The following is a 21,741-nucleotide window of genomic DNA, read 5'->3' on the forward strand; positions in this document are numbered from 1 at the left end:
CTGCCCCCTCGAAGAGGAATATATCCCGCCTCGCCTCAATCCATCTGTCGATCAAATCACATTCCCTTCCGCCGGATGCGAACCGGCGCAGTTATTTCGGCTTCAAACTATCCGAATCAGCCTTGAGCATTTGGAGGCAGCGAAGCCCTTATTGCAAGAGAGGCTCACTTTCCGGCGCTTTTCGACCACCAGACCTCGGGGAAGCCGATGGAGTAATAGGGCAACTCGGCCAGATGTTCGAACTTGTCCCAATAGGCTATCCTGGTCGTCGTCCCGTAGAACATCGGCAGGACATAATGGTGGGCGAGCAGCACGCGGTCGAGAGCCTTGACCGTCGCCTCCTTCTCAGCCACGTCCTTCGCGAAGATAACCTTCTCGATGAGGGAGTCGATGGCGGGGTCGGTTATGCCCGCATAGTTGCGAGATCCCTGACGGTCGGCGGAGGCGGAGCCCCAATAGTCGGCCTGCTCGTTGCCGGGATTGAGCGTCTCACCCCAGACGACCCAGATCATGTCATAGTCGAAGCTGCGAATGCGGTTGATGTATTGCGAGGTATCGACCGTCCTGATGCTGGCATCGATGCCGATGCGCTTCAGGTTCTGGATGTAGGGCAGCACCGACCGTTCCTGCGAGGCGCTGCCAAGCAGGAGCTCCACCGTAAACGGCTGGCCGGTCTGCGCGTTCACCATCTTGTTGCCCTTGAGGACCCAGCCCGCGTCCTTGAACAGGGCGATCGCCTTGCGAAAATTGTCGCGCGCCTTCTGCGGGTCGCCGCCGACGGGATTGGCAAAGGGGGTGGTGAACACCTCGGCGGGCACCTTGTCCTTGACGCTGTTCAGAACATCGAGCTCCTGGCCTTGCGGCAGGCCGGAAGAGGCGAATTTCGTGCCGAAGAAGAAGCTGTCAACACGCGTCAATTTCCCGAAGGCGAGGGTCCGGTTCAGCTCCTCGAAATCATAGACGTAGCTCAGCGCCTCGCGGACGCGCTGATCCTTGAACCGTTCGCGCCGCATATTGGGGACGAGCGCCTGCATGATGCCGACCGAGCGCAACGAGTTGGGAAGTTCCTCGCGCTTGATGCGGCCATCCTTGGCAGCCGGAAAATCGTAGCCGGTCACCCAGTGGCTGGTGGAATTATCCTGCCAGTAATCGACGGCGCCGCCGCGAAACGCCTCGAACGCGACGTCGTTGTCGGAAAAATAGACATAGTTCATCGCGCCGAAATTATTCTGGCCGACATTGACCGGCAGGTTCTTGCCCCAATAATCGTCACGCAGCTCGTAGCGGATCGAGGCACCCGGCTGGACGGATGCAATCTTGTAAGGACCGGACCCCATGAGCGGCTCGAGCGTCGTGCGCGAGATATCGCGCGGCTTGCCGTCGGGGCCGTTCGCTTCCCACCAGTGCTTCGGCAGCACGGTAAGCTGGCCAAGGATCGAGGGCAGCTCGCGGTTACCCTTTTCATCGAAATGGAAGGTAACGTCGCGATCGCCGGTCTTTTCGGCCTTCACCACATGGGCGTAGTAGCTTGTCGCCAGCGGATTGAGTTCTTTGGTTTTCTCGAAACTGAAGATGACATCCTCGGGCGTTACGGGCGTGCCGTCTGCCCACTTCGCCTCGGCACGTAGCCGGAAGACGGCGCTCGAAACGTCATCGGGATAGGAGACGCCCTCGGCAAGCAGGCCGTAGGAGGAGTTGGTCTCGTCATCGGCCTTCTTCAACAGCGTATCGTAGATCAGCGTTGTCCCTTCGGCGGGATTGCCCTTGTAGAGCACCGGGTTGAGGGTATCGAAAGTGCCATTGCTCGACAGCTTCACCTCGCCGCCCTTTGGCGCGTCGGGGTTGACGTAATCGAAATGCTTGAAGCCGGGCTGGTATTTGAGATCGCCGAGAATGGCCGTGCCGATGCGGAATTGCGGCTCCTCGGCTTTCGAGATTACCGGCATTGCCAGCAGGCAAAAAAGAGAAGCGACCAAGCCTGCTTTCAACCGCGACAATGCCATTCATGATCTCCCGATGATTTCTGGAGAATCAGCATAAGGCAAATGAGGGCAAAAAGCAGGACGCAATAGCTCGCCTCTTCGCAAAGACGTCGAAGAACGATTTCGGAAATCAACCTGCTGCCGCGGCCTCTTCCAGTCGCTTGCGCAGCATCAGCCGCAATTCCGTGACGACACGCCGATCCTCCACGGCTTCCGGCTCGTTGCCGACAAGGACGGCGATACGTAGCAGTTCGAGCACGATGCCCGACATCAGCGCGATATCGTCCGATATAGGCGGCCGCGCCTGTCGAAGGACGTTCGCAATCAGCTCCTTCAGCTCGGTACGCGAGCGCGCCTTGCGCTCCTTCGGGATATCGCGGCGCCCGGCAAGCACTGGAAGCTCCGGATATTCCTCGATGAAGGCAGCGAGCGCATCGAAAATCGCCTCGCCGCAATCGGCGGCGGAAAGGCCGGCGCTCCGTTCCGCCACGTCTCGAAGCCTGGCCTTCAGCCGGTCCAGGCGATCGATATGCAAGGCTTCGGCGAGCAAGGGCTTGGTCGGGAAGAATTGATAGAGCGAGCCGATCGATGAATGCGCCTCGGCTGCAATCTCGGTCATCGTTGCGGCGTCGTAGCCCTTGCGCGCGAAGACCTTTGCCGCCGCCTCCAGAAGAATGACGACGCGATCATGGCCGCGCTGCCGCTTCGGCGTGCGCGTCTTCAATTCTTCACTTGATTTTTGTGAGGTCATCCTCATATTTTCCATTGTGAGGATGCCCTCATGTTTTTCTCGGAGCCCCCAGATGTCACTTTACGATTCCAAGACCACCGCTCTTGTTACCATCGACCTGCAAGGCCTCGTTCTCAACCGGCCGCTTGCGCCCTACTCCGCCCCGCAGATCATCGCCAATACGGTCGCCATCGCAAACAAGCTGAAAGCCGATGGCGGAACGACCGTGTTTGTCACGTTCGGATTTTCCGCAGACTATGCCGACGCTGTCAATCAGCCGACAGACGAAAGCTTCCCGCTTCCCCCGGGAGGTTTGCCGCCGGCCGCGCTCGAAGCTCCGGCCGAGATAGCGGCGCTGACACCGGATGTCGCTATCGTCAAGCAGCAGTGGAGCGCATTCTACGGCACGGCGCTCGACCTGCAGCTTCGCCGCCGCGGCATCAACACGTTGATCCTGACCGGTGTCGCCACCAATTTCGGCGTGGAATCGACGGCGCGCGATGCCTATGCGGCAAATTATGCCGTCATTGTCGCCGAAGATGCCGTGACGACGCTCTCGCAGGTGATGCAGGATTTCGCCTGCACGAAAGTGCTGCCGCGCCTGTCGCGCATCCGGAAGACGGCGGAAATTTTAGCCAACTGACCTGCCCGGAGCCACGATCGATCCAGGAAAAGGCGGTCGCTCGTCGGCCGCAAGTGATTGCCGCGGATTAACTTCCATCTTTTTTCAGGATAATCTCGCCGCAAATCACTTCGGCTGACGCCGACCGCCTTTCAAGGATATGCATGGCTTCACTTCTGATTCGCTCCCTTCGAACAATCGGCAAATTCTCTCTCGCGACGGTGATCGGGATGGGTCTTGTCGCCGGCGACGTGCTGGCGCAGCAGGCCACTCCTTCACCCGGGAGCGCAAAGGCGGTCTTCGGGGCGGTGACGCTGCCGACGCAGGGACCGCCGCAATCGCTGGGCTTCTATGCCAAGGGCTGCCTTGCCGGCGCGGTTGCACTGCCCACCGACGGCCCGACATGGCAGGCCATGCGCCTGTCGCGCAATCGCCGCTGGGGAAGGCCGGAGATGATCGGCCTGCTGGAGCACCTGTCGCGCGATGCGGCGAAGAATGACGGTTGGCCGGGCCTGCTCGTCGGCGATATCTCGCAGCCGCGCGGCGGTCCGATGATCAATGGCCATGCCTCGCACCAGATCGGCCTCGACGCCGACGTCTGGCTGACGCCGATGCCTCGGCACAAGATGACGGCCGAAGAGCGCGAAGCCCTGCCCTTCACGACGATGCTGGCCAAGGACAAGTTCCTGACGATCAACGACAAGGTCTGGACGCCGGCGCATGCCCGCCTGCTGATGCGCGCGGCCAGCTATCCAGAGGTCGAGCGTATCTTCGTCAACCCGGCGATCAAGAAGAAGATGTGCGAGACATGGACGGGCGACCGCGCCAATCTCGGCAAGCTGCGGCCGGAATATGGGCACGACTCGCATTTTCACATCCGCATCCGCTGCCCTGCCGGTTCTGCCGGCTGCACGGGGCAGGCGCCAGTCACCGCCGGCGACGGCTGCGACAAGGCGCTCGCCTGGTGGTTCGGGCCGGAGCCCTGGGCCAAGCCGAAGCCCAGCACGAAGCCGCCCCAAAAGCCGCGCGAGGTCATGGTTTCCGATTTGCCGAGGGCCTGCCAGGCCGTACTGGCGGCACCGCCGGTTGCTTCCGCTCGCGCCGCCACCTTCGGCGCCAAGACTGCCGATGCGACGGCGGAAACGGACGCAATGCCCGTCTCCGGCAATACGCCGCCGGGGCAGATCCCGCAGCAATGAGGCCAGAACAATCCCTGCCGGGGTAGTCTTTCAAAAGGCGCCTCGTTGGTATAGAAGGCGAATAAATCGATTGAAAGCACTGGCTGGAGCAAGATTTCATGGCTGACAGCAAATGCATCGCGCTGATCGCGCATGATCAGAAAAAGGATGCGATGGCGGAATTTGCCCGGCGCAATCAGGCAGCGCTTGCTAATTGGCATATCGTTGCAACCGGCACGACTGGCGGCCGCGTGCTCGATGCCTGCCCCGATCTCAAGGTTACCCGATTGAAAAGCGGGCCGCTTGGCGGCGACCAGCAGATCGGCGCGCTCATCGCCACCGCCGAGATCGACATGCTGGTCTTCTTCATCGATCCGCTCACCCCCATGCCGCACGATGTCGACGTGAAGGCATTGACGCGGCTTGCCGTTCTCTACGACATTCCGATGGCGCTCAACGAATCCACTGCCGAGCGGCTGATCAAAACACTGAACCATTAATCCGCCTTGCCGGCGGCAGACCACGGACCTGGCCATGCCCGAGCTCAATCACAGCGATGCCCCACAGCCTTTTCCCATCCTGATCGGCGATATCGGCGGCACCAATGCACGCTTCTCGATCCTTGCCGATGCGAATTCCGAGCAGGAGCATTTTCCCGTCGTGCAGACGGCGAATTTCGAGACGATCGACGACGCTATCAAGCTGACCCTCGAAAAGAGCAAGGTGCAGCCGCGCTCGGCGATCCTCGCCATGGCCGGTCCGGTGCAGGGCGATGAAATTCCGCTGACCAATTGCGACTGGGTGATCCGTCCGAAGACGATGATCGCCAATCTCGGCATCGAAGATGTGCTTATCATCAACGACTTCGAGGCACAGGCGCTGGCGATCGCCGAAGTTGCCGACGACCATCGCGAAAGCATCGGCGAAACCTCGGAAAACAATGCCGCCTCGCGCGCCGTGCTTGGACCTGGCACCGGGCTTGGCGTGGCTGGTCTGATCCATACCCAGCACCAGTGGATACCGGTGCCGGGCGAAGGCGGCCATATCGATCTTGGACCGCGCAGCGAGCGCGACCTGCAGATCTGGCCGTATCTGGAAGCCATCGAGGGCCGGATCTCGGCCGAGCAAGTCATTTGCGGCCGCGGTCTGCAGAACCTCTATCACGCCATCTGCAAGGCAGACGGTATCGAGCCGAGCCTCAAGGAACCGGCCGACATCACCACCCACGCGCTTGCCGGCACCAATAAGCAGGCCGAAGAGACGCTGACGCTTTTCGTCACCTATCTCGGCCGCGTCGCCGGCGATATCGCCATGATCTTCATGGCGCGCGGCGGCGTCTATCTTTCGGGCGGCATCTCGCAGAAAATCCTGCCGGCACTGCAAAAGCCGGAATTCCGCGCTGCCTTCGAAGACAAGGCGCCGCATACAGAAATGATGAAGACCATTCCAACGCATGTGGTGACGCATCCGCTGGCCGCCTTGTCCGGCCTTGCCAGCTACGCCCGCAAACCGGCAAGCTTTGGTCTTGCAACAGAGGGCCGCCGCTGGCGGCGCTGACCCGACCGGAATGGCAGGCAGCCCTTCGAGGAAAGGCTGCCGACCGGTTCGCCGAATGGCGGTCTTGGGATTGGTTTTTCAAGGCCGTTCAGAACAAGAAGGGAAAGCCCGGCGTCTTTGAGAACGGACCTCCCTCGCCTATAATGAACTTGGCTCCAGGCATGGCTCTTAACCAGCGCGGCAAGCCATCTCTAGCCAAAGCCGCCCTAACTCTTTATAGAGCCGCGAAAGCATATGCCATGCGCGGCTCGCTTGGTTTGAGACAGGAAGCCGATTTTTGAAATCGCCCGATACCCAAAAAAACAACGTCGACAGCGAAGCCATTACCGGCATGCTGAAGCGCATCATCGCCGAGAACGGCCGTGATCATGTATGGGGCTACGCTATCGCGATCATTTGCCTGATCCTGGTGGCACTATCGACGGCTTACATCGCCTATATTATGAAGTGGGTCATCGACAAAGCCTTCGTCGATCGCAATCTCATCGATGCCTGGCTGATTTGCGGGAGCATCTTTGCTGTTTTCGTGGCGCGCGGTTTCGCCGGGTATTTTCAGTCGGTCATTCTCAGCAAGATCGGCAACAACATCATCGCTCGTTATCAGCGACGGATCTACAGTCACCTGATGACTTTGTCGGTCGGCTTCTTCAGCGAAGCCCGTTCCGCGCAGCTTGCGGCCCAGATCAGCCAGAACGTCTCGGGCATCCGCGACGTCATGAACCTGACGATCACCTCGACGGCGCGCGACCTGCTGACCTTCGTATCCCTGGTCGGCGTCATGATCTTCCAGGATCCGGTGCTGAGCATCGCCTTCGTCGTCATCGCGCCGCCGCTTTTCCTCGCGCTTCGTTATATTTCCAAGCGCCTGCGCTCAGCGACGCGCGAAGCGATCGTCTTGAACAGCCATGTGCTTGGCGCGATGCAGGAGACCATCCAGGGCATTTCCATCGTCAAAGCTTTCACGATGGAAAACGAGCTGGAGAGCAAGATCAACAAACTCATCACCGCGGCCGAGCACCGGCAGAACCGTATCGCCCGCCTGTCGGAGCGCAACGGTCCGCTGATGGAAAGCGTGGCGGGCTTTGTGATCGCCAGCCTCTTTGCCTATGCCGCCTATCGATCGATCAACGACAGCGTCTCGCCGGGCGTGTTCTTCTCCTTCGCCACTTCGCTGCTGCTTGCCTATGATCCGGCACGCCGTCTCGCCAAGCTGCAGGTGCAGCTGGAGCGTGCCGTCGTCAATGCGCGGATGATTTACGAGCTGCTCGACATGGAGCCGCGCCAGCGCGATCTGCCCGATGCCAAGCCGCTCGTTGTCACGCAGGCCCGCATCGAATTCCGCGGCGTCGGCTTCGCCTATGGCAGCGACGCCGTACTGGACGATGTGAGCTTCGTTGCGGAAGGCGGACAGACGACGGCGCTCGTCGGCCCTTCCGGCGCCGGCAAGTCCACCGTCATCAATCTCATTCCGCGTTTCCACGACCCGAAAGAAGGCAGCATCTTCATCGACGGGCAGGACATCCGCCAGATCACCAAGCAGTCGCTGCGCCAGCATCTCGCTTATGTCTCGCAGCAGCCCTATCTCTTCGAAGGCACGATCCGCGACAATATCCGTTATGGCCGGCCGGACGCGACCAATGCAGAGATCGAGGAAGCGGCGCGGCATGCCTATGCCCATGATTTCATCATGGCGCAGCCGCAGGGCTACGATACACCGGTCGGCGAAAACGGCGTGACGCTTTCCGGCGGCCAGCGGCAACGCCTGTCGATCGCCCGCGCGCTGGTGCGCAACGCGCCGATCCTCCTGCTCGACGAAGCGACCTCGGCGCTCGACACGGAATCGGAAGCAGCCGTGCAGAAGGCGCTGGACGAAGCCATGAGCGGCCGCACGGTCGTTGTCATCGCCCACCGGCTGTCGACGGTCGTCCGGGCCGAGAAGATTGTCGTCATGCAGAACGGACGCGTGGTCGAGGAGGGCAACCACGAGACGCTTGCGGAGGCCGACAATGGCCTCTACGCTCGCCTTAACAACCTTCAGCGGCCGGTCGCTTCCGGCAATTCCCGCAAATAAAACGATAGAGACGATATGAGCGACGATGCGATGAAGCTGGTGGTGGTGGGCGCGGCGGGCCGCATGGGACAGGCTCTCATCCGCCTCATCCATGCCACGGACGGCGTAACCCTGCATGCCGCGGTCGCGCGTCTCGGCTCCGCCTTCATCGGCAAGGATGCCGGCGAGATTGCCGGGCTGGGGCCGATCGGCGTTCCCGTGACCGACGATCCGCTTTCCGCTTTTCTTCATGCCGAAGGCGTCATCGATTTCACGACGCCGGCAACCAGCGTCACCTTTGCCGGCCTCGCAGCACAGGCGCGCATCATCCATATCATCGGCACGACCGGATGCTCGGATGAGGATGAGGCCAAGTTCAAGGCGGCCGCGCGCCATGCCCGCATCGTCAAATCGGGCAATATGGGCCTCGGCATCAATCTTTTGAGCGTGCTCGTCGAGCAGGCGGCGCGTGCGCTCCCTTCGAACGACTGGGATATCGAGGTGCTGGAGATGCATCATCGCCACAAGGTCGATGCTCCCTCGGGCACGGCATTGCTGCTCGGCCAGGCGGCGGCCAAGGGCCGCGGCATCGATCTTAGCGACAATTCCACACGCGTGCGCGACGGCCATACAGGCCCGCGCCCGACAGGCGCGATCGGCTTTGCGACGTTGCGCGGCGGCGGCGTGGTCGGCGATCACTCGGTCATCTTCGCCAGCGAGAGCGAGCGGCTGACGCTGTCGCACAATGCCGGCGACCGTTCGCTGTTTGCCCGAGGCGCGCTGCAGGCCGCGCTCTGGGCGCGCGACAAGAAACCCGGCCTCTATTCCATGCTCGACGTTCTCGGGCTTGCCACACATTAATCCGATCCTGGAGCGGTTCAGCATGGAACTGCTGAACCGCTCCAGCCTTTTATTGTCTCGCAATTCCGGACGGAAAACCGCTACGCACTTTTCCTGGAATTGCTCTATCAAGGAGTGACATTATGAGCGGTACTCTCGTCCTCGTTCGCCATGGGCAGAGCGACTGGAATTTGAAGAATCTCTTTACCGGCTGGAAGGATCCCGATCTGACCGCGCTTGGCGTCGAAGAAGCCAAGACGGGCGGCAAGGCTCTGGCCGCCTACGGCATCAAATACGATATCGCCTTCACCTCGGATCTCACCCGCGCCCAGCACACGCTTGACATCATCCTCGATGAAATCAGCCAGCCCGGCCTCGAAACGATCAAGGACCAAGCGCTGAACGAGCGCGACTACGGCGATCTCTCGGGCCTCAACAAGGACGACGCCCGCGCCAAGTGGGGCGAAGAGCAGGTTCACATCTGGCGCCGCTCCTACGACGTTCCGCCGCCCGGCGGCGAAAGCCTGCGCGACACCGGCGCTCGCGTCTGGCCCTACTATCTGACGGAGATCCTGCCGCGCGTGCTCGCCGGCCAGAACGTGCTTGTCGCGGCCCACGGTAATTCGCTGCGTTCGCTCGTGATGGTTCTCGACCGCCTGAGCAAGGCACAGATCCTGGAACTCAACCTCGCGACCGGCGTGCCCATGGTCTACAAACTCAAGGCCGATTCCACCGTCGCCTCGAAGGAAGTCCTCGGCGACATGTCCGGCGCGCATTGAGCGGCTGAAAGGCAAACCACCCCTCGCCTTCCCGAATGGATGAGGGGTGGAAAATATGGCAGTATGTGTTACATTGCACTACGCATGCAACACATGGACTAAATATGACGGACGCCACATTTACTTTTCGGGTTGAGGAAGACTTGAAGTCCGCCTTCAGCGAGGCCGCAAAAGCGCATGATCAAACCGGAGCGCAATTGCTTCGAGGTTTCATGCGTGACTATGTGAAACGTCAGCAAGACGCTGCCGAATATGACGCATGGTTTCGTCAGCAGATTCAAACCGGTCTTGCGTCCGCCAATGCTGGCAATCTTACTCCCGCCGACGATGTCGAAGCAGAGTTCGCTGCCTTGCGAGATGAAACTCGTCGCAGGCTAAGCGGAAAGCCTTCGTGAAGCTTGCTTGGACTCCCGAAGCTAGAGCTGACCGGCGCGCGATCTATACCTACATCGAGGCGGATAATGCCTCTGCGGCACTCGCGCTTGATGAACTCGTTGCCAAGCGATCAACACAGCTTATTACACATCCGATGACGGGCCGACCGGGCCGTGTATCTGGGACGTGTGAACTCGTCGTACACAAAAACTATTTGCCGGTTTACGATCTCGCAGGAGGAACGTGCGAGTAATCCGCATTCTTCATGCCGCACAGCAATGGCCACCGAGCGATGCATAACCAGTCTCTTTGCTTTGATCCAAAGAGCTTCGATCTCAATTCTCGATCGTGAACCGCACCCTGTCGGCGGCGAAGCGTGAAATCGAATATTGCACCGGGACATTGTCGAGATCCGCATTGAGCGCTTGGGCGACCAGAACGATGGCGCCCGGGGATAGTTGCAGATCAGACAGATCGCTTTCGTCGGCATGCGTCGCGGTGATTTCGGTGACGACGCGCACGTAATCCGGCACGCCAAGCTCCTTGAATGCCTTGGTGATCGATCCGGTCGCCCGATAGATCTCCGCGATGTCGCCGAAACGATCTGCCGGGAACCAGCTGGTGGCGCGCGATACCGGGCGATGGTCCGCCTGGCCGAGCGTTTCGAGCCGCACAAGCTGCGTGCCGGCGTTGATCTTGAGCTGCCGAGCAAGCTCGACATTTGCCGGCTCCTCGCTTGCGGCAAGCAGCATGCTGCGGGTCTCGCGCACCTGATCGCCGATCCCCTGCGAGAAGCGCGTCCGCTTCGAAATCGGGAAGCTCAGCCGCTCCTTGCGCTCAATCAGCGTGCCGCGCCCCTGCACGGCCCGGACGATGCCTTCTTGCGCCAGCGCCGCCAGCGCGCTCCGGATCGTATGCCGGTTGACGCCGAACTGCAGCGCCAGCGTCGTCTCCGGCGGCACCATGCCGGTTTCGTCGAAATCACCGTGATTGATCGACGTGCGAATCCGGTCGGCGATTTGCCGCCAGAGCGCCACGCCAGTCTGTCTCTGTATCTTCTGCCCTGCCATTTCGCCCACTCGCCCTGTCACACGCTTGTCACGACTCACTAATAGATATACATCTACATTGTATGGTTGTCTATATCAATAGACATTTAGAGGAAGACGCGATGAATTCAGCACAAAGGCAGGAAGCGGCCGCACAGGAGCGCCGGGAACGCAAGCGCGTTGCCGATCTTCTGGCGCAGGCCGAGCGCGACGAGCTAGAGGCGGCCTGGGAAGCATTGCCGAGCAAGCCGGCGGTTCGGCCGGTGCGCGGGCCGGAAACCGGGCTCGTCATGGTGCGCGGCCGCATCGGCGGCGGCGGCTCCCCCTTCAACCTCGGCGAAGTGACGGTGACGCGCGCCACCGTCCGACTGGCTTCCGGCACCATCGGTCATTCGCATTCGCTTGGCACGGATCGGGAAAAAGCCCGGCTTTCCGCCATCTTCGATGCCCTTTGGCAGCAATCGGCGACGAAAGGCTTCGTCGAGAAGGCAATCCTGCAGCCGGTCACCGAACGCATCGCCGACTATGATCGCAAGCGCGCCGAAGAGACTGCGGCGACCCGCGTCGATTTCTTCACCATGGTCCGCGGAGAAGATTGATGAGCCTGTTCAACACACCAACTTTCGGCAACGAAGCCCTGACCGGCGGCTTCAGCGATCCTGTCTTCGACGGGCAGAACGTCTTCAAGATGACGATGGACGGCATGGCGCGCCCAGGCACTGTGCAGACCGTCACCGCCGACATTACTCCGCCGGCCCCGCTCGGCATTGCGGCCGGTGCTATCGGCCTGACCCTGTGCGACCACGACACGCCGGTCTGGCTTTCAAACAGCCTTTCAAGATCGAGCCTGCCGGAATGGCTGGCCTTCCACAGCGGAGCCCCGGTCATCTCGGAACGGCTGGAAGCGCACTTCGCCTTCGTCGAAGCCGGCATGGCGCTGTCCTCCTTCAGCCAGTTCGGCATCGGCACCCAGGAATATCCCGACCGCTCGACGACCATCGTGCTGGAAATCCAAGGCCTGGAAGACGGCAAGGAACTGGCGCTTTCCGGCCCGGGCATCAAGGACGTCACCATGATCGCCCCGATCGGGCTGCCGGATGCGCTGCTGCGCATCTGGAACGACAATCGCGCGCTCTTTCCGCGCGGCGTCGATCTCATCCTGACAGCGGGCCGGCAATTCCTCTGCCTGCCGCGCACCACCAAGATCACCGCGACGGAGGTGTGACATATGTATGTTGCCGTAAAGGGTGGCGAAGCCGCCATCGCCAATGCTCACCGGCTGCTGGCCGACCGTCGCCGCGGCGACCGTTCGCTGCCGGCGCTCGGCATCGACCAGATCGTCGCGCAGCTCGCGCTCGGCGTCGACCGCGTCATGGCCGAAGCCTCGCTTTATGACCGCACGCTGGCGGCGCTTGCCGTTCGCCAGGCGCGCGGCGACATGATCGAAGCGATCTTCCTGCTGCGCGCCTATCGCACAACGCTGCCGCGCTTCGGCTATTCCCAGCCGCTCGACACGGCGGCGATGAAGATTGAGCGCCGCATCTCGGCGACCTACAAGGATCTGCCGGGCGGCCAGCTTCTCGGCCCGACCTTCGACTATACACACCGCCTGCTCGACCCGAGCCTTTTGACCGACGAGGAAGTGGACGAGCCGATGCAGCGGCCAGCTGAAGAAGGTCGCGTCATGCGCGTTTCCGAAATCCTCAGCCAGGAAGGTCTGATCGAAGGCGACGGCACCCTACCGATCGATCACGAAATCGGCGACCTCACGCGCGAGCCGATGGAATTCCCGATGAGCCGCGATCTTCGCCTGCAGGCGCTCGCCCGCGGCGACGAAGGCTTCCTGCTGGCGCTGGGCTATTCGACCCAGCGCGGCTACGGCCGCAACCATCCCTTTACCGGCGAAATCCGCATCGGCGAAGTGGAGGTCGAATTCGACGTGCCGGAACTCGGCTTTGCCGTCTCGCTCGGCCGCATCCAGGTGACAGAATGCCAGATGGTCAACCAGTTCAAGGGTTCGGCCAAGGCGCCGCCGCAGTTCACCCGCGGCTACGGTCTGGTCTTCGGCCAGAGCGAGCGCAAGGCCATGGCGATGTCGCTGGTCGACCGCGCGCTGCGCGCCGAAGAGCTGGGAGAAGACATTGTTGCGCCGGCTCAGGACGAGGAATTCGTCATCTCCCACTCCGACAACGTGCAGGCGACCGGCTTCGTCGAACATCTGAAGCTGCCACACTATGTCGACTTCCAGGCCGAGCTCGACCTGGTGCGGCGCATGCGCCGCGATTTCGAGGCCGCTCGCGAACGCGGCATGGATTCCATAACGGAGGCAGCCGAATGACCGAACTCGCCACCTACAACTTCGCCTATCTCGACGAGCAGACCAAGCGGATGATCCGCCGCGCCATCCTGAAAGCGATCGCCATTCCCGGCTATCAGGTGCCCTTCGCCTCGCGCGAAATGCCGATGCCTTATGGCTGGGGCACCGGCGGCGTGCAGCTGACGGCGGCGATCATCGGCCCGCAAGACGTGCTGAAGGTCATCGACCAGGGCGCCGACGACACGACCAACGCCGTCTCCATCCGCGCCTTCTTCCAGAAGGTCGCCAATGTCGCGGTCACCACCCGCACGGAAGAGGCGACCATCATCCAGACGCGTCACCGTATCCCGGAAGCCAAGCTCGGCCCGAACCAGGTGCTCGTCTACCAGGTGCCGATCCCCGAGCCGCTGCGTTATCTGGAACCGCGCGAGACCGAGACCCGCAAGATGCACGCGCTTGAGGAATACGGCCTCATGCATGTGAAGCTCTACGAGGACATCGCCCGCAACGGCCGCATCGCCACGACCTATGCCTATCCGGTCAAGGTTGCCGGCCGTTACGTGATGGATCCGTCGCCAACGCCGAAGTTCGACAATCCGAAAATGCATCTGTCGGATGCGCTGCAGCTCTTCGGCGCCGGACGTGAAAAGCGCATCTATGCGGTGCCGCCTTACACCGAAGTCGTCAGCCTCGACTTCGAGGACCATCCTTTCGAGGTCCAGCGTTTCGACAAGCCCTGCGCTCTTTGCGGCGCCGAGCAGGTCTATCTCGACGAGGTGATCCTCGACGACACGGGCGGGCGCATGTTCGTCTGCTCCGACACCGACTTCTGCGAAGACCGTCGCGCCCACGGCCATGCCGGCGCGATGCTTGCGCCCGATGGATTGCCCGACAGCAAGGAGGCTGCAGAATGAGCGACACCCCGCTTCTGAAAGTCAAGGACATCTCGAAATTCTACGGCAGCCGCATCGGCTGCCGGGATGTGTCCTTCGAACTGTGGCCGGGCGAAGTGCTGGCGATTGTCGGTGAATCCGGCTCCGGCAAGACGACGCTGCTCAACTGCATCTCGACCCGGCTGCTGCCGACGACAGGCAGTGTCGAATATCACATGCGCGACGAGACCTATCGCGACCTGTTCCGCATGAACGAGGCCGAGCGCCGCTTCCTAATGCGCACCGACTGGGGATTCGTGCATCAGAACCCGGCCGACGGGTTGCGCATGACGGTTTCGGCCGGCGCCAATGTCGGCGAGCGGCTGATGGCCATCGGCAATCGCCACTATGGCAACATCCGCAACACGGCCATCGACTGGCTGGAGCGGGTGGAAATCGACGCCGACCGTATCGACGATCAGCCGCGCGCCTTCTCCGGCGGCATGCGCCAGCGCCTGCAGATCGCCCGCAATCTTGTGACCGGGCCGCGCCTCGTCTTCATGGACGAGCCGACCGGCGGTCTCGACGTTTCGGTACAGGCACGTCTGCTCGACCTCGTACGCGGCCTCGTCAACGATCTCGGCCTGTCGGCCATCATCGTCACACACGATCTCGCCGTCGCGCGGCTCCTGTCACATCGTATGATGGTGATGAAGGACGGATACGTCATCGAACACGGTCTGACCGACCGCGTGCTCGACGATCCGCGCGAACCCTATACGCAACTGCTCGTCTCTTCGATCCTGCAGGTCTGAGGAAGTATCATGGCAACCCCACTCGTCGTTTCCGAAGTCTTCAAAAGCTTCACCATGCATCTGCGCGACGGCCTGCGCCTACCTGTCGTCGCCGACGTCTCCTTCTCGGTCGCCGCCGGCGAATGCGTCGTGCTCGGCGGTCCCTCCGGCATCGGCAAGAGCTCGCTCCTGAAAATGATCTACGGCAATTACGCCGTCGATAACGGCCAGATCCTCGTCACGCACAAGGGCAAGATCGTCGATCTCGCCACCGCCGACCCACGCACCGTGCTCGAAGTACGCCGGCAGACGATGGGCTATGTCAGCCAGTTCCTGCGCACCGTGCCGCGCGTCGCTGCCATCGATGTCGTCGCCGAGCCGCTGCTGGCCCGTGGCGTGACGGCGGCCGATGCGCGCGAAAAGGCGGCCGGTCTGCTCGCACAGCTGAACCTGCCGCGGGAGCTCTGGCAGCTGCCTCCCGCCACCTTCTCGGGTGGCGAGCAGCAGCGCGTCAACATCGCGCGCGGCTTCATCACCGACCACGCCATCCTGCTGCTCGACGAGCCAACGGCTTCGCTCGATGCCAGGAACCGGGCCGTCGTCGTCGACATGATCGAGCAGAAGAAGCAGGCGGGCGTCGCCCTTCTCGGCATCTTCCATGACGAAGAGGTGCGCGAAGCCGTCGGCAGCCGCATTCTCGACGTCTCGCAGTTCTCGCCGAGAAAGGCAGCTGCATGAGCCGCAAATTGGGCGAAACGCCCTTCATCAGCCCTTCGGCCAGCGTCAACAAATCGACGCTCGGCCGCTACACGGAAGTCTCGGACCGCTGCCGTATCGACGAGGTCGAGATCGGTGACTATTCCTACATCATGCAGGATGGTGCGGTCTGGTGCGCGACGATCGGCAAGTTCGTCAACATCGCCGCCGCCGTGCGCATCAACGCCACGAACCATCCGACATGGCGCGCCACGCTGCACCATTTCACCTATCGCGCCGCCGACTATTGGCCGGATGCCGATATGGAGACGGATTTCTTCACCTGGCGGCGCGACCATCGCGTCGTCATCGGCCATGACGTCTGGATCGGCCACGGCGCCACCATCCTGCCTGGTGTCACGGTCGGTAATGGTGCGGTCATCGGTGCCGGCGCCGTCGTCTCCAAAGACGTCGCCCCCTACACGATCGTCGGGGGCGTGCCGGCCAAGCTCATCCGCGAACGCTTCACCGCAGAGGTCGGCGCACGCATGGACAGGCTTGCCTGGTGGGATTGGGATCACGACCGTCTGCGCACGGCGCTCGCAGACTTCCGTGCCCTTTCGGCAGAAGACTTTCTGGATCGCTACGCCGCCTAGCGCAATTTCAGGAAAAGTGTGTAGCGGTTTTCCGTCCGAAATTGCGCCAAAACAGAAAGCCGAGACGCTTTCCGCTCGAACCGGGCTTGCGAGGCACCAACGAGCGATCCAGCTTTCAGGCGGTCCTTGTAGTTCGGGATCGGGAGGAGTTTTTCATGGCAAAGCAGTTTTCGAGCATCGACGACCGGCTGCGCGATTTCATCGCGCGGCAACACATCTTCTTCACGGCGTCGGCTACCGCCGCTTCGCGGGTCAACGTTTCGCCGCGCGAAACGCTATGCCTGCGCATCATCTCCCCGAACACGGCCATCTATCTCGACCGAACCGGCAGCGGCAACGAGACCTCAGCCCATATGAAGGCCGACGGTCGGCTGACCATCATGTTCTGCGCGATGGAAGGCCCGCCGATGATTCTGCGCCTCTATGGCCGCGGCAGGATTATCCATCGACCGTCGCCGGAATATCGGGAATTGCTGCACACGCACTATGATGGCGACGAGCCGCTAGGTGCACGGCAGATCGTGTGGCTGGACATCGATCTGGTACAGACCTCCTGCGGCTTCGGCGTGCCGCTCTTTAACTATGAAAGCGAAAGACCGAGTCTCGACAATTGGGCCGAGGCAAAGGGAGCGAATGGTATTGAAGAGTATTGGCGCGAGAAGAACGTCCTCAGCATGGATGGCTTACCTACCGGTTTATTTGACGATTGAGCACAACCAAAGCATTCAGTCGTTAATCATGTCAAATCGGGACGGATTGTAACAGCACTTACATAAAACTGACATTGGAGCTTCATGAAGCGGGACTAATCGATTGCCTTGTGGTTGGCGCCGCCCCCCCTCGAAACTCCCTTCGAGGCAGGGGCATGCGCCCATTCTTAGCACCGGTACCGCTGATTTTTTGCAGCCCGGCAGCCGCGAAAGGGAAGCTTCATGTTCGAACTCAGGAATGTCTCACGCCGGTTTGGCAACAAGCTCGCCGTCGATTCCGTGACTTTGAACATACCGCAGGGACAGATGGTCGGCGTTATCGGCCGTTCCGGCGCCGGCAAGTCGACGCTGCTGCGCATGATCAACCGCCTGGCCGATCCGAGCTCCGGCTCCATCCATTTTTCCGGCGTCGAGGTCTCCAGGCTGAGAGGCCGTGCTCTGCGCAGCTGGCAGCGCGACTGCGCCATGATCTTCCAGCAGTTCAACCTCGTTCCGCGACTCGACGTGCTCACCAATGTCATGCTCGGCCGCCTCAATCAGCGTTCTACCATGCTGAGCCTCCTCTCCGTCTTCACCCGCGAAGAGCGCATCGAAGCCATTGCCGCTCTGGAGCGCCTCGGCATCGAGCAGGCGGCCCTACAGATGGCCGGCACGCTTTCCGGCGGCCAGCAGCAGCGCGTCGCCATCTGCCGCGCTTTGATGCAGCAGCCGAAGATGATGTTGGCCGACGAGCCGATCGCCTCGCTCGACCCGCTGAACGCCAAGATCGTCATGGACGCGCTGCGAGATATCAACGAGCGCGAAGGCATCACCGTCATCACCAACCTGCATACGCTGGATACGGCTCGCAATTATTGCGAACGCATCATCGGCATGGCGGCCGGCCGCGTCGTCTTCGACGGCAAGGCCTCCGAACTGACGGCTGCAGCTGTCAAGGAAATCTACGGCACCGACAAGGACGGCGCCGGCATCGACGAGACCATGACGTCGACCTCTATCAACATCGCCGATCCGGCCGCGCAGACCGCGGCAACTGAATCTGCCGGCCCGCAACCGCTGGCACTGGCCGGTCTCTGAGAGAGACGGCCGGGATCGAGAGCCCGCGTCAAGGGCACATTTCTTCTAGACCGAAGGCATCCGGGGACACCGGTTAATCAGGAGACGAACCCAATGTTGAAGAAGACTCTTCTTGCGGCTACGGCGCTTCTCGCGCTCGCTGGCGGCGCAAACGCTGCAGATCTCAAAGAATTCCGCGTCGGTATTCTCGGCGGCGAAAACGAAGCCGACCGCCTGCGCAACTACGCCTGCCTTTCCGATCACCTGAAGAAGGAATTCGGTTTCGAGAAGGTTTCGCTGTTCCCGGCTGCCGACTATAACGGCGTTATCCAGGGTCTGCTCGGCGGCACGCTCGACTTCGCAGAACTCGGCGCTTCCGGCTACGCTGCCGTCGCCATCAAGGACCCGAAGGCCGTTACCCCGATCCTGACCACGCAGCAGACCGACGGCGCAACCGGCTACTACTCGATCGGCCTCGCTCTCAAGTCCTCCGGCATCAAGACGATTGCCGACGCCAAGGGCAAGAAGCTCGGTTACGCCGATCCGGACTCCACCTCGGGTTACCTCGTTCCGCTGACGCAGATTCCGAAGACCACCGGCGCCCCGAACGACAAGTTCTTCGCCTCGACCCAGTTCAACGGCGGTCATGAGAACAACCTGCTCGCTGCCTACGACGGCAAGGTCGACGTTGCTGTCGACGACTCCTCGGGCATCGGCGATTTCAAGGACGGTTTCACCTCCGGCACCTTCCGCAAGGCTGTCGACAAGGGCACCGTTGACCCGAACAAGCTCGTCGAAGTTTGGCGCTCGCCGCTGATCCCGAACGGCCCGCTCGTCGTTCGTAACGCGCTCGGCACCGAATGGCAGGCCAAGCTGGCCGACTTCTTCATGAAGCTGCCGACCACGGACGCCAAGTGCTTCAACGCCGTCGAAGGCGGCGACTTCAAGGGCTACGTCAAGGTTACCCCGGACTTCTATAACGCCGTTATCGAAGTTCGTAAGGCTGCCATCGGCGGCTGATCCGCATTGCGATAACTGGGCGGCCGGCGACGGCCGCCCTTTTGCTATTCACAAAGGCAGGATTTCATGACGATTGCCGATACGCACCCGAACATGCAGAGCGCACCTCAAAGCGCCAAGGAGATCGGCGACGCCTGGAGCAAGATGGTGGCCCGCCGCCGTCTTTACACCGGGATCGGCCTCGTCATCCTGCTTGCGGCCTTCGTCAGTTCCGTCCGCTTCGCCGATGAAAGCAATGCCGGCCATTTCTTCGAGCGCCTGCCGCATCTCTTCGACTTCGTCAGCTGGCTCATTCCCAAGGACTGGGCCGACGTCTACCGCGCACTGTTCGATCTGCCGAGCCCCAACGGCGCAAACGGCGCCGGCGGCGAGGAATTCAATTTCCCGCTCGGCCGAGTCTATGTCTGGGGCGATTTCTATGTCCCCGAATATTTCGAGCTGATGATCGTCACGATCAACATCGCGCTGGTCTCGACCATCGTCGGCTTCGTCTTCGCCGTCCCTCTCGCTTTCTTCGCCGCGCGCAACCTGTCGCCGTCCCACCCTGTCCGCCTGATCGCCAAGCGCATCATGGAACTGCTGCGCGCCTTCCCGGAAATCGTCATTGCCGGCCTGTTCTCCGCGATCCTGTCGATCGGCCCGATCGCTGCGATCATCGCCGTCGGCCTTCACACGATCGGCGCGCTCGGCAAGCTGTTTTACGAAGTCATCGAGAATATCGACATGAAGCCGGATGAGGGCATGCGCGCCGTCGGCGCAAGCTGGACCGAGCGCGTGCGCTTCGCCGCTCTGCCGCAGGTGCTGCCGAACTTCATGTCCTATGCGTTGTTGCGCCTGGAAATCAACGTTCGCGCCTCCACCATCATCGGCGCCGTCGGCGGCGGCGGTATCGGCGAGGAACTGAAGCTTGCGATTTCGCGCGGCTTCGGTGCCAAGACCATGGCGCTGATGCTGCTGCTCTTCGCAACGATCATCGTCGTCGACCAGTTTTCCGCATGGCTCCGCCGTCGTCTCATCGGCGAGCACGCTTTCCTTCTGCAGCATTGAGGTTCCCCATGTCCGTCATCGACGCCAGCCGTATGCAGGAAATCGAAGCGCGTTATCCGGAAGTCTTTCATCGGTCCTTTCGCCAGCGCTATGGCGCACTGATGATCTTCCTCGGCGTCATCCTCTATGGTTTCTACGCCGTGTGGTTCTTCGACCTGCCGAAGGTCCTTTCGGACGCGCGCTGGGAGCGTGTCGGCATCTATCTCAGCCAGTGGATCAGCTATGACGTCCAGCCGGAATTCCGCATCTCCGGCGACAAGATCAGCATCAAATATCCGCGCTTCTCGCCGCTGGGCGACAATCCCAACCCGGACTGGGTCAAGACTGCTCCGGATGGCAGCATCGCTGTTTCGGTCAGCGGCACCAGCCAGATGGTAACGATCACCAAGACGCAGGCGATCCTGACGGCGCACGGCCTGACCATCCCGATCGATGTCACCGGCAGCACCCCGAAGATCGCCGGCTCGCAGCCCGTTCCCAGCTGGATGACCGTCTACGACGACAATATTCTCGCCAATTTGGGCTTTGCCGGCGATGTCAGCATTTCCACCGATCGCGTGAAGATCCGCAAGCGCTTCCTCGGCTGGGCCAACTTCGTCTTCGACACGCACTCGCCCTTCTTCGACAAGCCGGCGAGCGAGGTCGTCAGCCTGATCGTCTCCGGGCCGCGGCTCGATCCAGCCCAGTCCAATCTCTCGCTCGCATTCGACAATATCTGGAACAATGGCGCCTGGCAGCATGGCGATGTCTGGACCAAGCTGTTCCAGACCATCGTGATGGCTTTCCTCGGCACGCTGCTGGGTTCGCTCGCCGCCTTTCCGCTCGCTTTCATGGCAGCCCGCAACATCACGCCGAACCGGCTGCTCAATCAGGTGCTGAAGCGCTTCTTCGATTTCCTGCGCTCAGTCGACATGCTGATCTGGGCACTGTTCCTGACGCGGGCATTCGGCCCCGGCCCGCTCGCCGGCAGCGGCGCGATCTTCCTCACGGAAACAGGCACGCTCGGCAAGCTCTATTCCGAAGGCCTCGAAAACATCGACAACAAGCCGCGCGAAGGGGTGAAATCCACGGGCTCCTCGACGATCCTCGTGCATCGCTACGGCATCGTGCCGCAGATCGTTCCGGTCATCGTCAGCCAGACGCTCTACCAGTGGGAATCCAACGTGCGCGGCGCCACCATCATCGGCGCTGTCGGCGCGGGTGGTATCGGCCTGAAGCTTTGGGAAGCGATGCGCACCAACGCCAACTGGGCAAATGTGGCCTACATGGTGCTGCTGATCCTGATCGTCGTCTTCCTCTTCGACGCCGCATCCAATGCGCTGCGCTCGCGCCTGATGGGAACCCGTGTCAGATAAGAAGTCCTGAAGAAAAATCGTAGCGCATCATCATTCTGTCACGGGAATCCGGTAGC

General features: G+C 61.5%; 24 protein-coding genes. 21 read left to right on the forward strand and 3 right to left on the reverse strand.

Annotation, left to right across the window (positions count from 1 at the left end):
* Nucleotides 1–164 precede the first annotated feature (164 nt).
* Nucleotides 165–2,003 carry an extracellular solute-binding protein gene (locus tag GA0061102_RS02195; RefSeq protein ID WP_092843583.1) on the reverse strand — a complete coding sequence of 613 codons (1,839 nt, stop codon included), beginning with the start codon at nt 2,001–2,003 and terminating at the stop codon, nt 165–167.
* Between the two features lie 109 nt (nt 2,004–2,112).
* Nucleotides 2,113–2,748 (reverse strand): TetR/AcrR family transcriptional regulator, encoded by a 636-nt coding sequence (locus GA0061102_RS02200; RefSeq protein ID WP_208858595.1) that lies wholly within the window; start codon nt 2,746–2,748, stop codon nt 2,113–2,115.
* Nucleotides 2,749–2,785: 37 nt separating this feature from the next.
* On the opposite strand from GA0061102_RS02200, the gene GA0061102_RS02205 reads away from it, so the two are divergent.
* From GA0061102_RS02205 to GA0061102_RS02245, 9 genes are all read left to right on the forward strand, one after another.
* Nucleotides 2,786–3,355, forward strand: coding sequence for an isochorismatase family protein (locus GA0061102_RS02205; protein WP_092843587.1), 570 nt, complete (start codon nt 2,786–2,788; stop codon nt 3,353–3,355).
* Nucleotides 3,356–3,498: 143 nt separating this feature from the next.
* Complete coding sequence (gene mepA, locus GA0061102_RS02210) at nt 3,499–4,533, forward strand: penicillin-insensitive murein endopeptidase (protein ID WP_092843589.1); 1,035 nt, start codon at nt 3,499–3,501, stop codon at nt 4,531–4,533.
* Nucleotides 4,534–4,631: 98 nt separating this feature from the next.
* Nucleotides 4,632–5,012 (forward strand): methylglyoxal synthase, encoded by a 381-nt coding sequence (locus GA0061102_RS02215; RefSeq protein ID WP_092843591.1) that lies wholly within the window; start codon nt 4,632–4,634, stop codon nt 5,010–5,012.
* Between the two features lie 34 nt (nt 5,013–5,046).
* Nucleotides 5,047–6,069, forward strand: a complete 1,023-nt coding sequence (locus GA0061102_RS02220; RefSeq protein ID WP_092843592.1) for a glucokinase — start codon at nt 5,047–5,049, stop codon at nt 6,067–6,069.
* A gap of 331 nt (nt 6,070–6,400) precedes the next feature.
* Complete coding sequence (locus GA0061102_RS02225; protein ID WP_425348507.1) at nt 6,401–8,140, forward strand: ABC transporter ATP-binding protein; 1,740 nt, start codon at nt 6,401–6,403, stop codon at nt 8,138–8,140.
* A gap of 15 nt (nt 8,141–8,155) precedes the next feature.
* Entirely contained in the window at nt 8,156–8,980 is an 825-nt protein-coding gene (gene dapB / locus GA0061102_RS02230) for a 4-hydroxy-tetrahydrodipicolinate reductase (RefSeq protein WP_092843596.1), read from the forward strand.
* Between the two features lie 122 nt (nt 8,981–9,102).
* Nucleotides 9,103–9,738 carry a 2,3-bisphosphoglycerate-dependent phosphoglycerate mutase gene (locus tag GA0061102_RS02235; protein ID WP_092843598.1) on the forward strand — a complete coding sequence of 212 codons (636 nt, stop codon included), beginning with the start codon at nt 9,103–9,105 and terminating at the stop codon, nt 9,736–9,738.
* A 104-nt stretch (nt 9,739–9,842) separates the two neighbouring features.
* A complete protein-coding gene (locus GA0061102_RS02240; protein ID WP_092843704.1) occupies nt 9,843–10,133 on the forward strand; it encodes a CopG family ribbon-helix-helix protein in 291 nt (96 codons plus the stop codon).
* Nucleotides 10,130–10,366, forward strand: coding sequence for a type II toxin-antitoxin system RelE/ParE family toxin (locus GA0061102_RS02245; protein ID WP_245297897.1), 237 nt, complete (start codon nt 10,130–10,132; stop codon nt 10,364–10,366). The genes GA0061102_RS02240 and GA0061102_RS02245 overlap by 4 nt, the downstream gene beginning before the upstream one ends.
* A gap of 82 nt (nt 10,367–10,448) precedes the next feature.
* Here the strand turns inward: GA0061102_RS02245 and phnF are convergent, their stop codons facing one another.
* Nucleotides 10,449–11,183: a phosphonate metabolism transcriptional regulator PhnF gene (gene phnF / locus GA0061102_RS02250; RefSeq protein WP_092843600.1), complete on the reverse strand. Its 735-nt coding sequence runs from the start codon at nt 11,181–11,183 to the stop codon at nt 10,449–10,451.
* 101 nt (nt 11,184–11,284) lie between these two features.
* Here phnF and phnG point away from each other — a divergent pair, with 101 nt between their 5' ends.
* The 12 genes from phnG (at nt 11,285) to phnE (GA0061102_RS02310) (ending at nt 21,685) form a co-directional block, all read left to right on the forward strand.
* On the forward strand, nt 11,285–11,761 hold the full coding sequence (gene phnG, locus GA0061102_RS02255) for a phosphonate C-P lyase system protein PhnG (protein WP_092843602.1): 477 nt from the start codon (nt 11,285–11,287) through the stop codon (nt 11,759–11,761).
* Nucleotides 11,761–12,387: a phosphonate C-P lyase system protein PhnH gene (phnH, locus tag GA0061102_RS02260; RefSeq protein WP_092843604.1), complete on the forward strand. Its 627-nt coding sequence runs from the start codon at nt 11,761–11,763 to the stop codon at nt 12,385–12,387. The genes phnG and phnH overlap by 1 nt, the downstream gene beginning before the upstream one ends.
* 3 nt (nt 12,388–12,390) lie before the next feature.
* Nucleotides 12,391–13,500 (forward strand): carbon-phosphorus lyase complex subunit, encoded by a 1,110-nt coding sequence (locus GA0061102_RS02265; protein WP_092843606.1) that lies wholly within the window; start codon nt 12,391–12,393, stop codon nt 13,498–13,500.
* Entirely contained in the window at nt 13,497–14,393 is an 897-nt protein-coding gene (locus GA0061102_RS02270; RefSeq protein WP_092843608.1) for an alpha-D-ribose 1-methylphosphonate 5-phosphate C-P-lyase PhnJ, read from the forward strand. The genes GA0061102_RS02265 and GA0061102_RS02270 overlap by 4 nt, the downstream gene beginning before the upstream one ends.
* Entirely contained in the window at nt 14,390–15,166 is a 777-nt protein-coding gene (gene phnK / locus GA0061102_RS02275; protein WP_092843610.1) for a phosphonate C-P lyase system protein PhnK, read from the forward strand. The genes GA0061102_RS02270 and phnK overlap by 4 nt, the downstream gene beginning before the upstream one ends.
* A gap of 9 nt (nt 15,167–15,175) precedes the next feature.
* Nucleotides 15,176–15,883: a phosphonate C-P lyase system protein PhnL gene (gene phnL, locus GA0061102_RS02280; RefSeq protein ID WP_092843612.1), complete on the forward strand. Its 708-nt coding sequence runs from the start codon at nt 15,176–15,178 to the stop codon at nt 15,881–15,883.
* Complete coding sequence (locus tag GA0061102_RS02285; protein WP_092843614.1) at nt 15,880–16,497, forward strand: DapH/DapD/GlmU-related protein; 618 nt, start codon at nt 15,880–15,882, stop codon at nt 16,495–16,497. The genes phnL and GA0061102_RS02285 overlap by 4 nt, the downstream gene beginning before the upstream one ends.
* Before the next feature lie 155 nt (nt 16,498–16,652).
* Complete coding sequence (locus GA0061102_RS02290; protein WP_092843616.1) at nt 16,653–17,207, forward strand: pyridoxamine 5'-phosphate oxidase family protein; 555 nt, start codon at nt 16,653–16,655, stop codon at nt 17,205–17,207.
* A gap of 222 nt (nt 17,208–17,429) precedes the next feature.
* Nucleotides 17,430–18,284: a phosphonate ABC transporter ATP-binding protein gene (gene phnC / locus GA0061102_RS02295; protein WP_092843618.1), complete on the forward strand. Its 855-nt coding sequence runs from the start codon at nt 17,430–17,432 to the stop codon at nt 18,282–18,284.
* A gap of 93 nt (nt 18,285–18,377) precedes the next feature.
* On the forward strand, nt 18,378–19,283 hold the full coding sequence (phnD, locus tag GA0061102_RS02300) for a phosphonate ABC transporter substrate-binding protein (RefSeq protein ID WP_092843620.1): 906 nt from the start codon (nt 18,378–18,380) through the stop codon (nt 19,281–19,283).
* 66 nt (nt 19,284–19,349) lie between these two features.
* Nucleotides 19,350–20,330 carry a phosphonate ABC transporter, permease protein PhnE gene (phnE, locus tag GA0061102_RS02305; protein ID WP_092843622.1) on the forward strand — a complete coding sequence of 327 codons (981 nt, stop codon included), beginning with the start codon at nt 19,350–19,352 and terminating at the stop codon, nt 20,328–20,330.
* 8 nt (nt 20,331–20,338) lie between these two features.
* A complete protein-coding gene (phnE, locus tag GA0061102_RS02310; RefSeq protein WP_092843624.1) occupies nt 20,339–21,685 on the forward strand; it encodes a phosphonate ABC transporter, permease protein PhnE in 1,347 nt (448 codons plus the stop codon).
* Nucleotides 21,686–21,741: the final 56 nt, after the last annotated feature.

This window comes from Martinezella miluonensis, assembly GCF_900094545.1.
GTDB lineage: Bacteria > Pseudomonadota > Alphaproteobacteria > Rhizobiales > Rhizobiaceae > Rhizobium > Rhizobium miluonense.

Coding starts and splice junctions, on each gene's coding strand:
- GA0061102_RS02195 (WP_092843583.1), bottom strand. CDS start 2,003: ATGGCATTGTCGCGGTTGAAAGCAGGCTTGGTCGCTTCTCTTTTTTGC.
- GA0061102_RS02200 (WP_208858595.1), bottom strand. CDS start 2,748: ATGGAAAATATGAGGATGACCTCACAAAAATCAAGTGAAGAATTGAAG.
- GA0061102_RS02205 (WP_092843587.1), top strand. CDS start 2,786: ATGTCACTTTACGATTCCAAGACCACCGCTCTTGTTACCATCGACCTG.
- mepA (WP_092843589.1), top strand. CDS start 3,499: ATGGCTTCACTTCTGATTCGCTCCCTTCGAACAATCGGCAAATTCTCT.
- GA0061102_RS02215 (WP_092843591.1), top strand. CDS start 4,632: ATGGCTGACAGCAAATGCATCGCGCTGATCGCGCATGATCAGAAAAAG.
- GA0061102_RS02220 (WP_092843592.1), top strand. CDS start 5,047: ATGCCCGAGCTCAATCACAGCGATGCCCCACAGCCTTTTCCCATCCTG.
- GA0061102_RS02225 (WP_425348507.1), top strand. CDS start 6,401: ATGCTGAAGCGCATCATCGCCGAGAACGGCCGTGATCATGTATGGGGC.
- dapB (WP_092843596.1), top strand. CDS start 8,156: ATGAGCGACGATGCGATGAAGCTGGTGGTGGTGGGCGCGGCGGGCCGC.
- GA0061102_RS02235 (WP_092843598.1), top strand. CDS start 9,103: ATGAGCGGTACTCTCGTCCTCGTTCGCCATGGGCAGAGCGACTGGAAT.
- GA0061102_RS02240 (WP_092843704.1), top strand. CDS start 9,843: ATGACGGACGCCACATTTACTTTTCGGGTTGAGGAAGACTTGAAGTCC.
- phnF (WP_092843600.1), bottom strand. CDS start 11,183: ATGGCAGGGCAGAAGATACAGAGACAGACTGGCGTGGCGCTCTGGCGG.
- phnG (WP_092843602.1), top strand. CDS start 11,285: ATGAATTCAGCACAAAGGCAGGAAGCGGCCGCACAGGAGCGCCGGGAA.
- phnH (WP_092843604.1), top strand. CDS start 11,761: ATGAGCCTGTTCAACACACCAACTTTCGGCAACGAAGCCCTGACCGGC.
- GA0061102_RS02265 (WP_092843606.1), top strand. CDS start 12,391: ATGTATGTTGCCGTAAAGGGTGGCGAAGCCGCCATCGCCAATGCTCAC.
- GA0061102_RS02270 (WP_092843608.1), top strand. CDS start 13,497: ATGACCGAACTCGCCACCTACAACTTCGCCTATCTCGACGAGCAGACC.
- phnK (WP_092843610.1), top strand. CDS start 14,390: ATGAGCGACACCCCGCTTCTGAAAGTCAAGGACATCTCGAAATTCTAC.
- phnL (WP_092843612.1), top strand. CDS start 15,176: ATGGCAACCCCACTCGTCGTTTCCGAAGTCTTCAAAAGCTTCACCATG.
- GA0061102_RS02285 (WP_092843614.1), top strand. CDS start 15,880: ATGAGCCGCAAATTGGGCGAAACGCCCTTCATCAGCCCTTCGGCCAGC.
- GA0061102_RS02290 (WP_092843616.1), top strand. CDS start 16,653: ATGGCAAAGCAGTTTTCGAGCATCGACGACCGGCTGCGCGATTTCATC.
- phnC (WP_092843618.1), top strand. CDS start 17,430: ATGTTCGAACTCAGGAATGTCTCACGCCGGTTTGGCAACAAGCTCGCC.
- phnD (WP_092843620.1), top strand. CDS start 18,378: ATGTTGAAGAAGACTCTTCTTGCGGCTACGGCGCTTCTCGCGCTCGCT.
- phnE (WP_092843622.1), top strand. CDS start 19,350: ATGACGATTGCCGATACGCACCCGAACATGCAGAGCGCACCTCAAAGC.
- phnE (WP_092843624.1), top strand. CDS start 20,339: ATGTCCGTCATCGACGCCAGCCGTATGCAGGAAATCGAAGCGCGTTAT.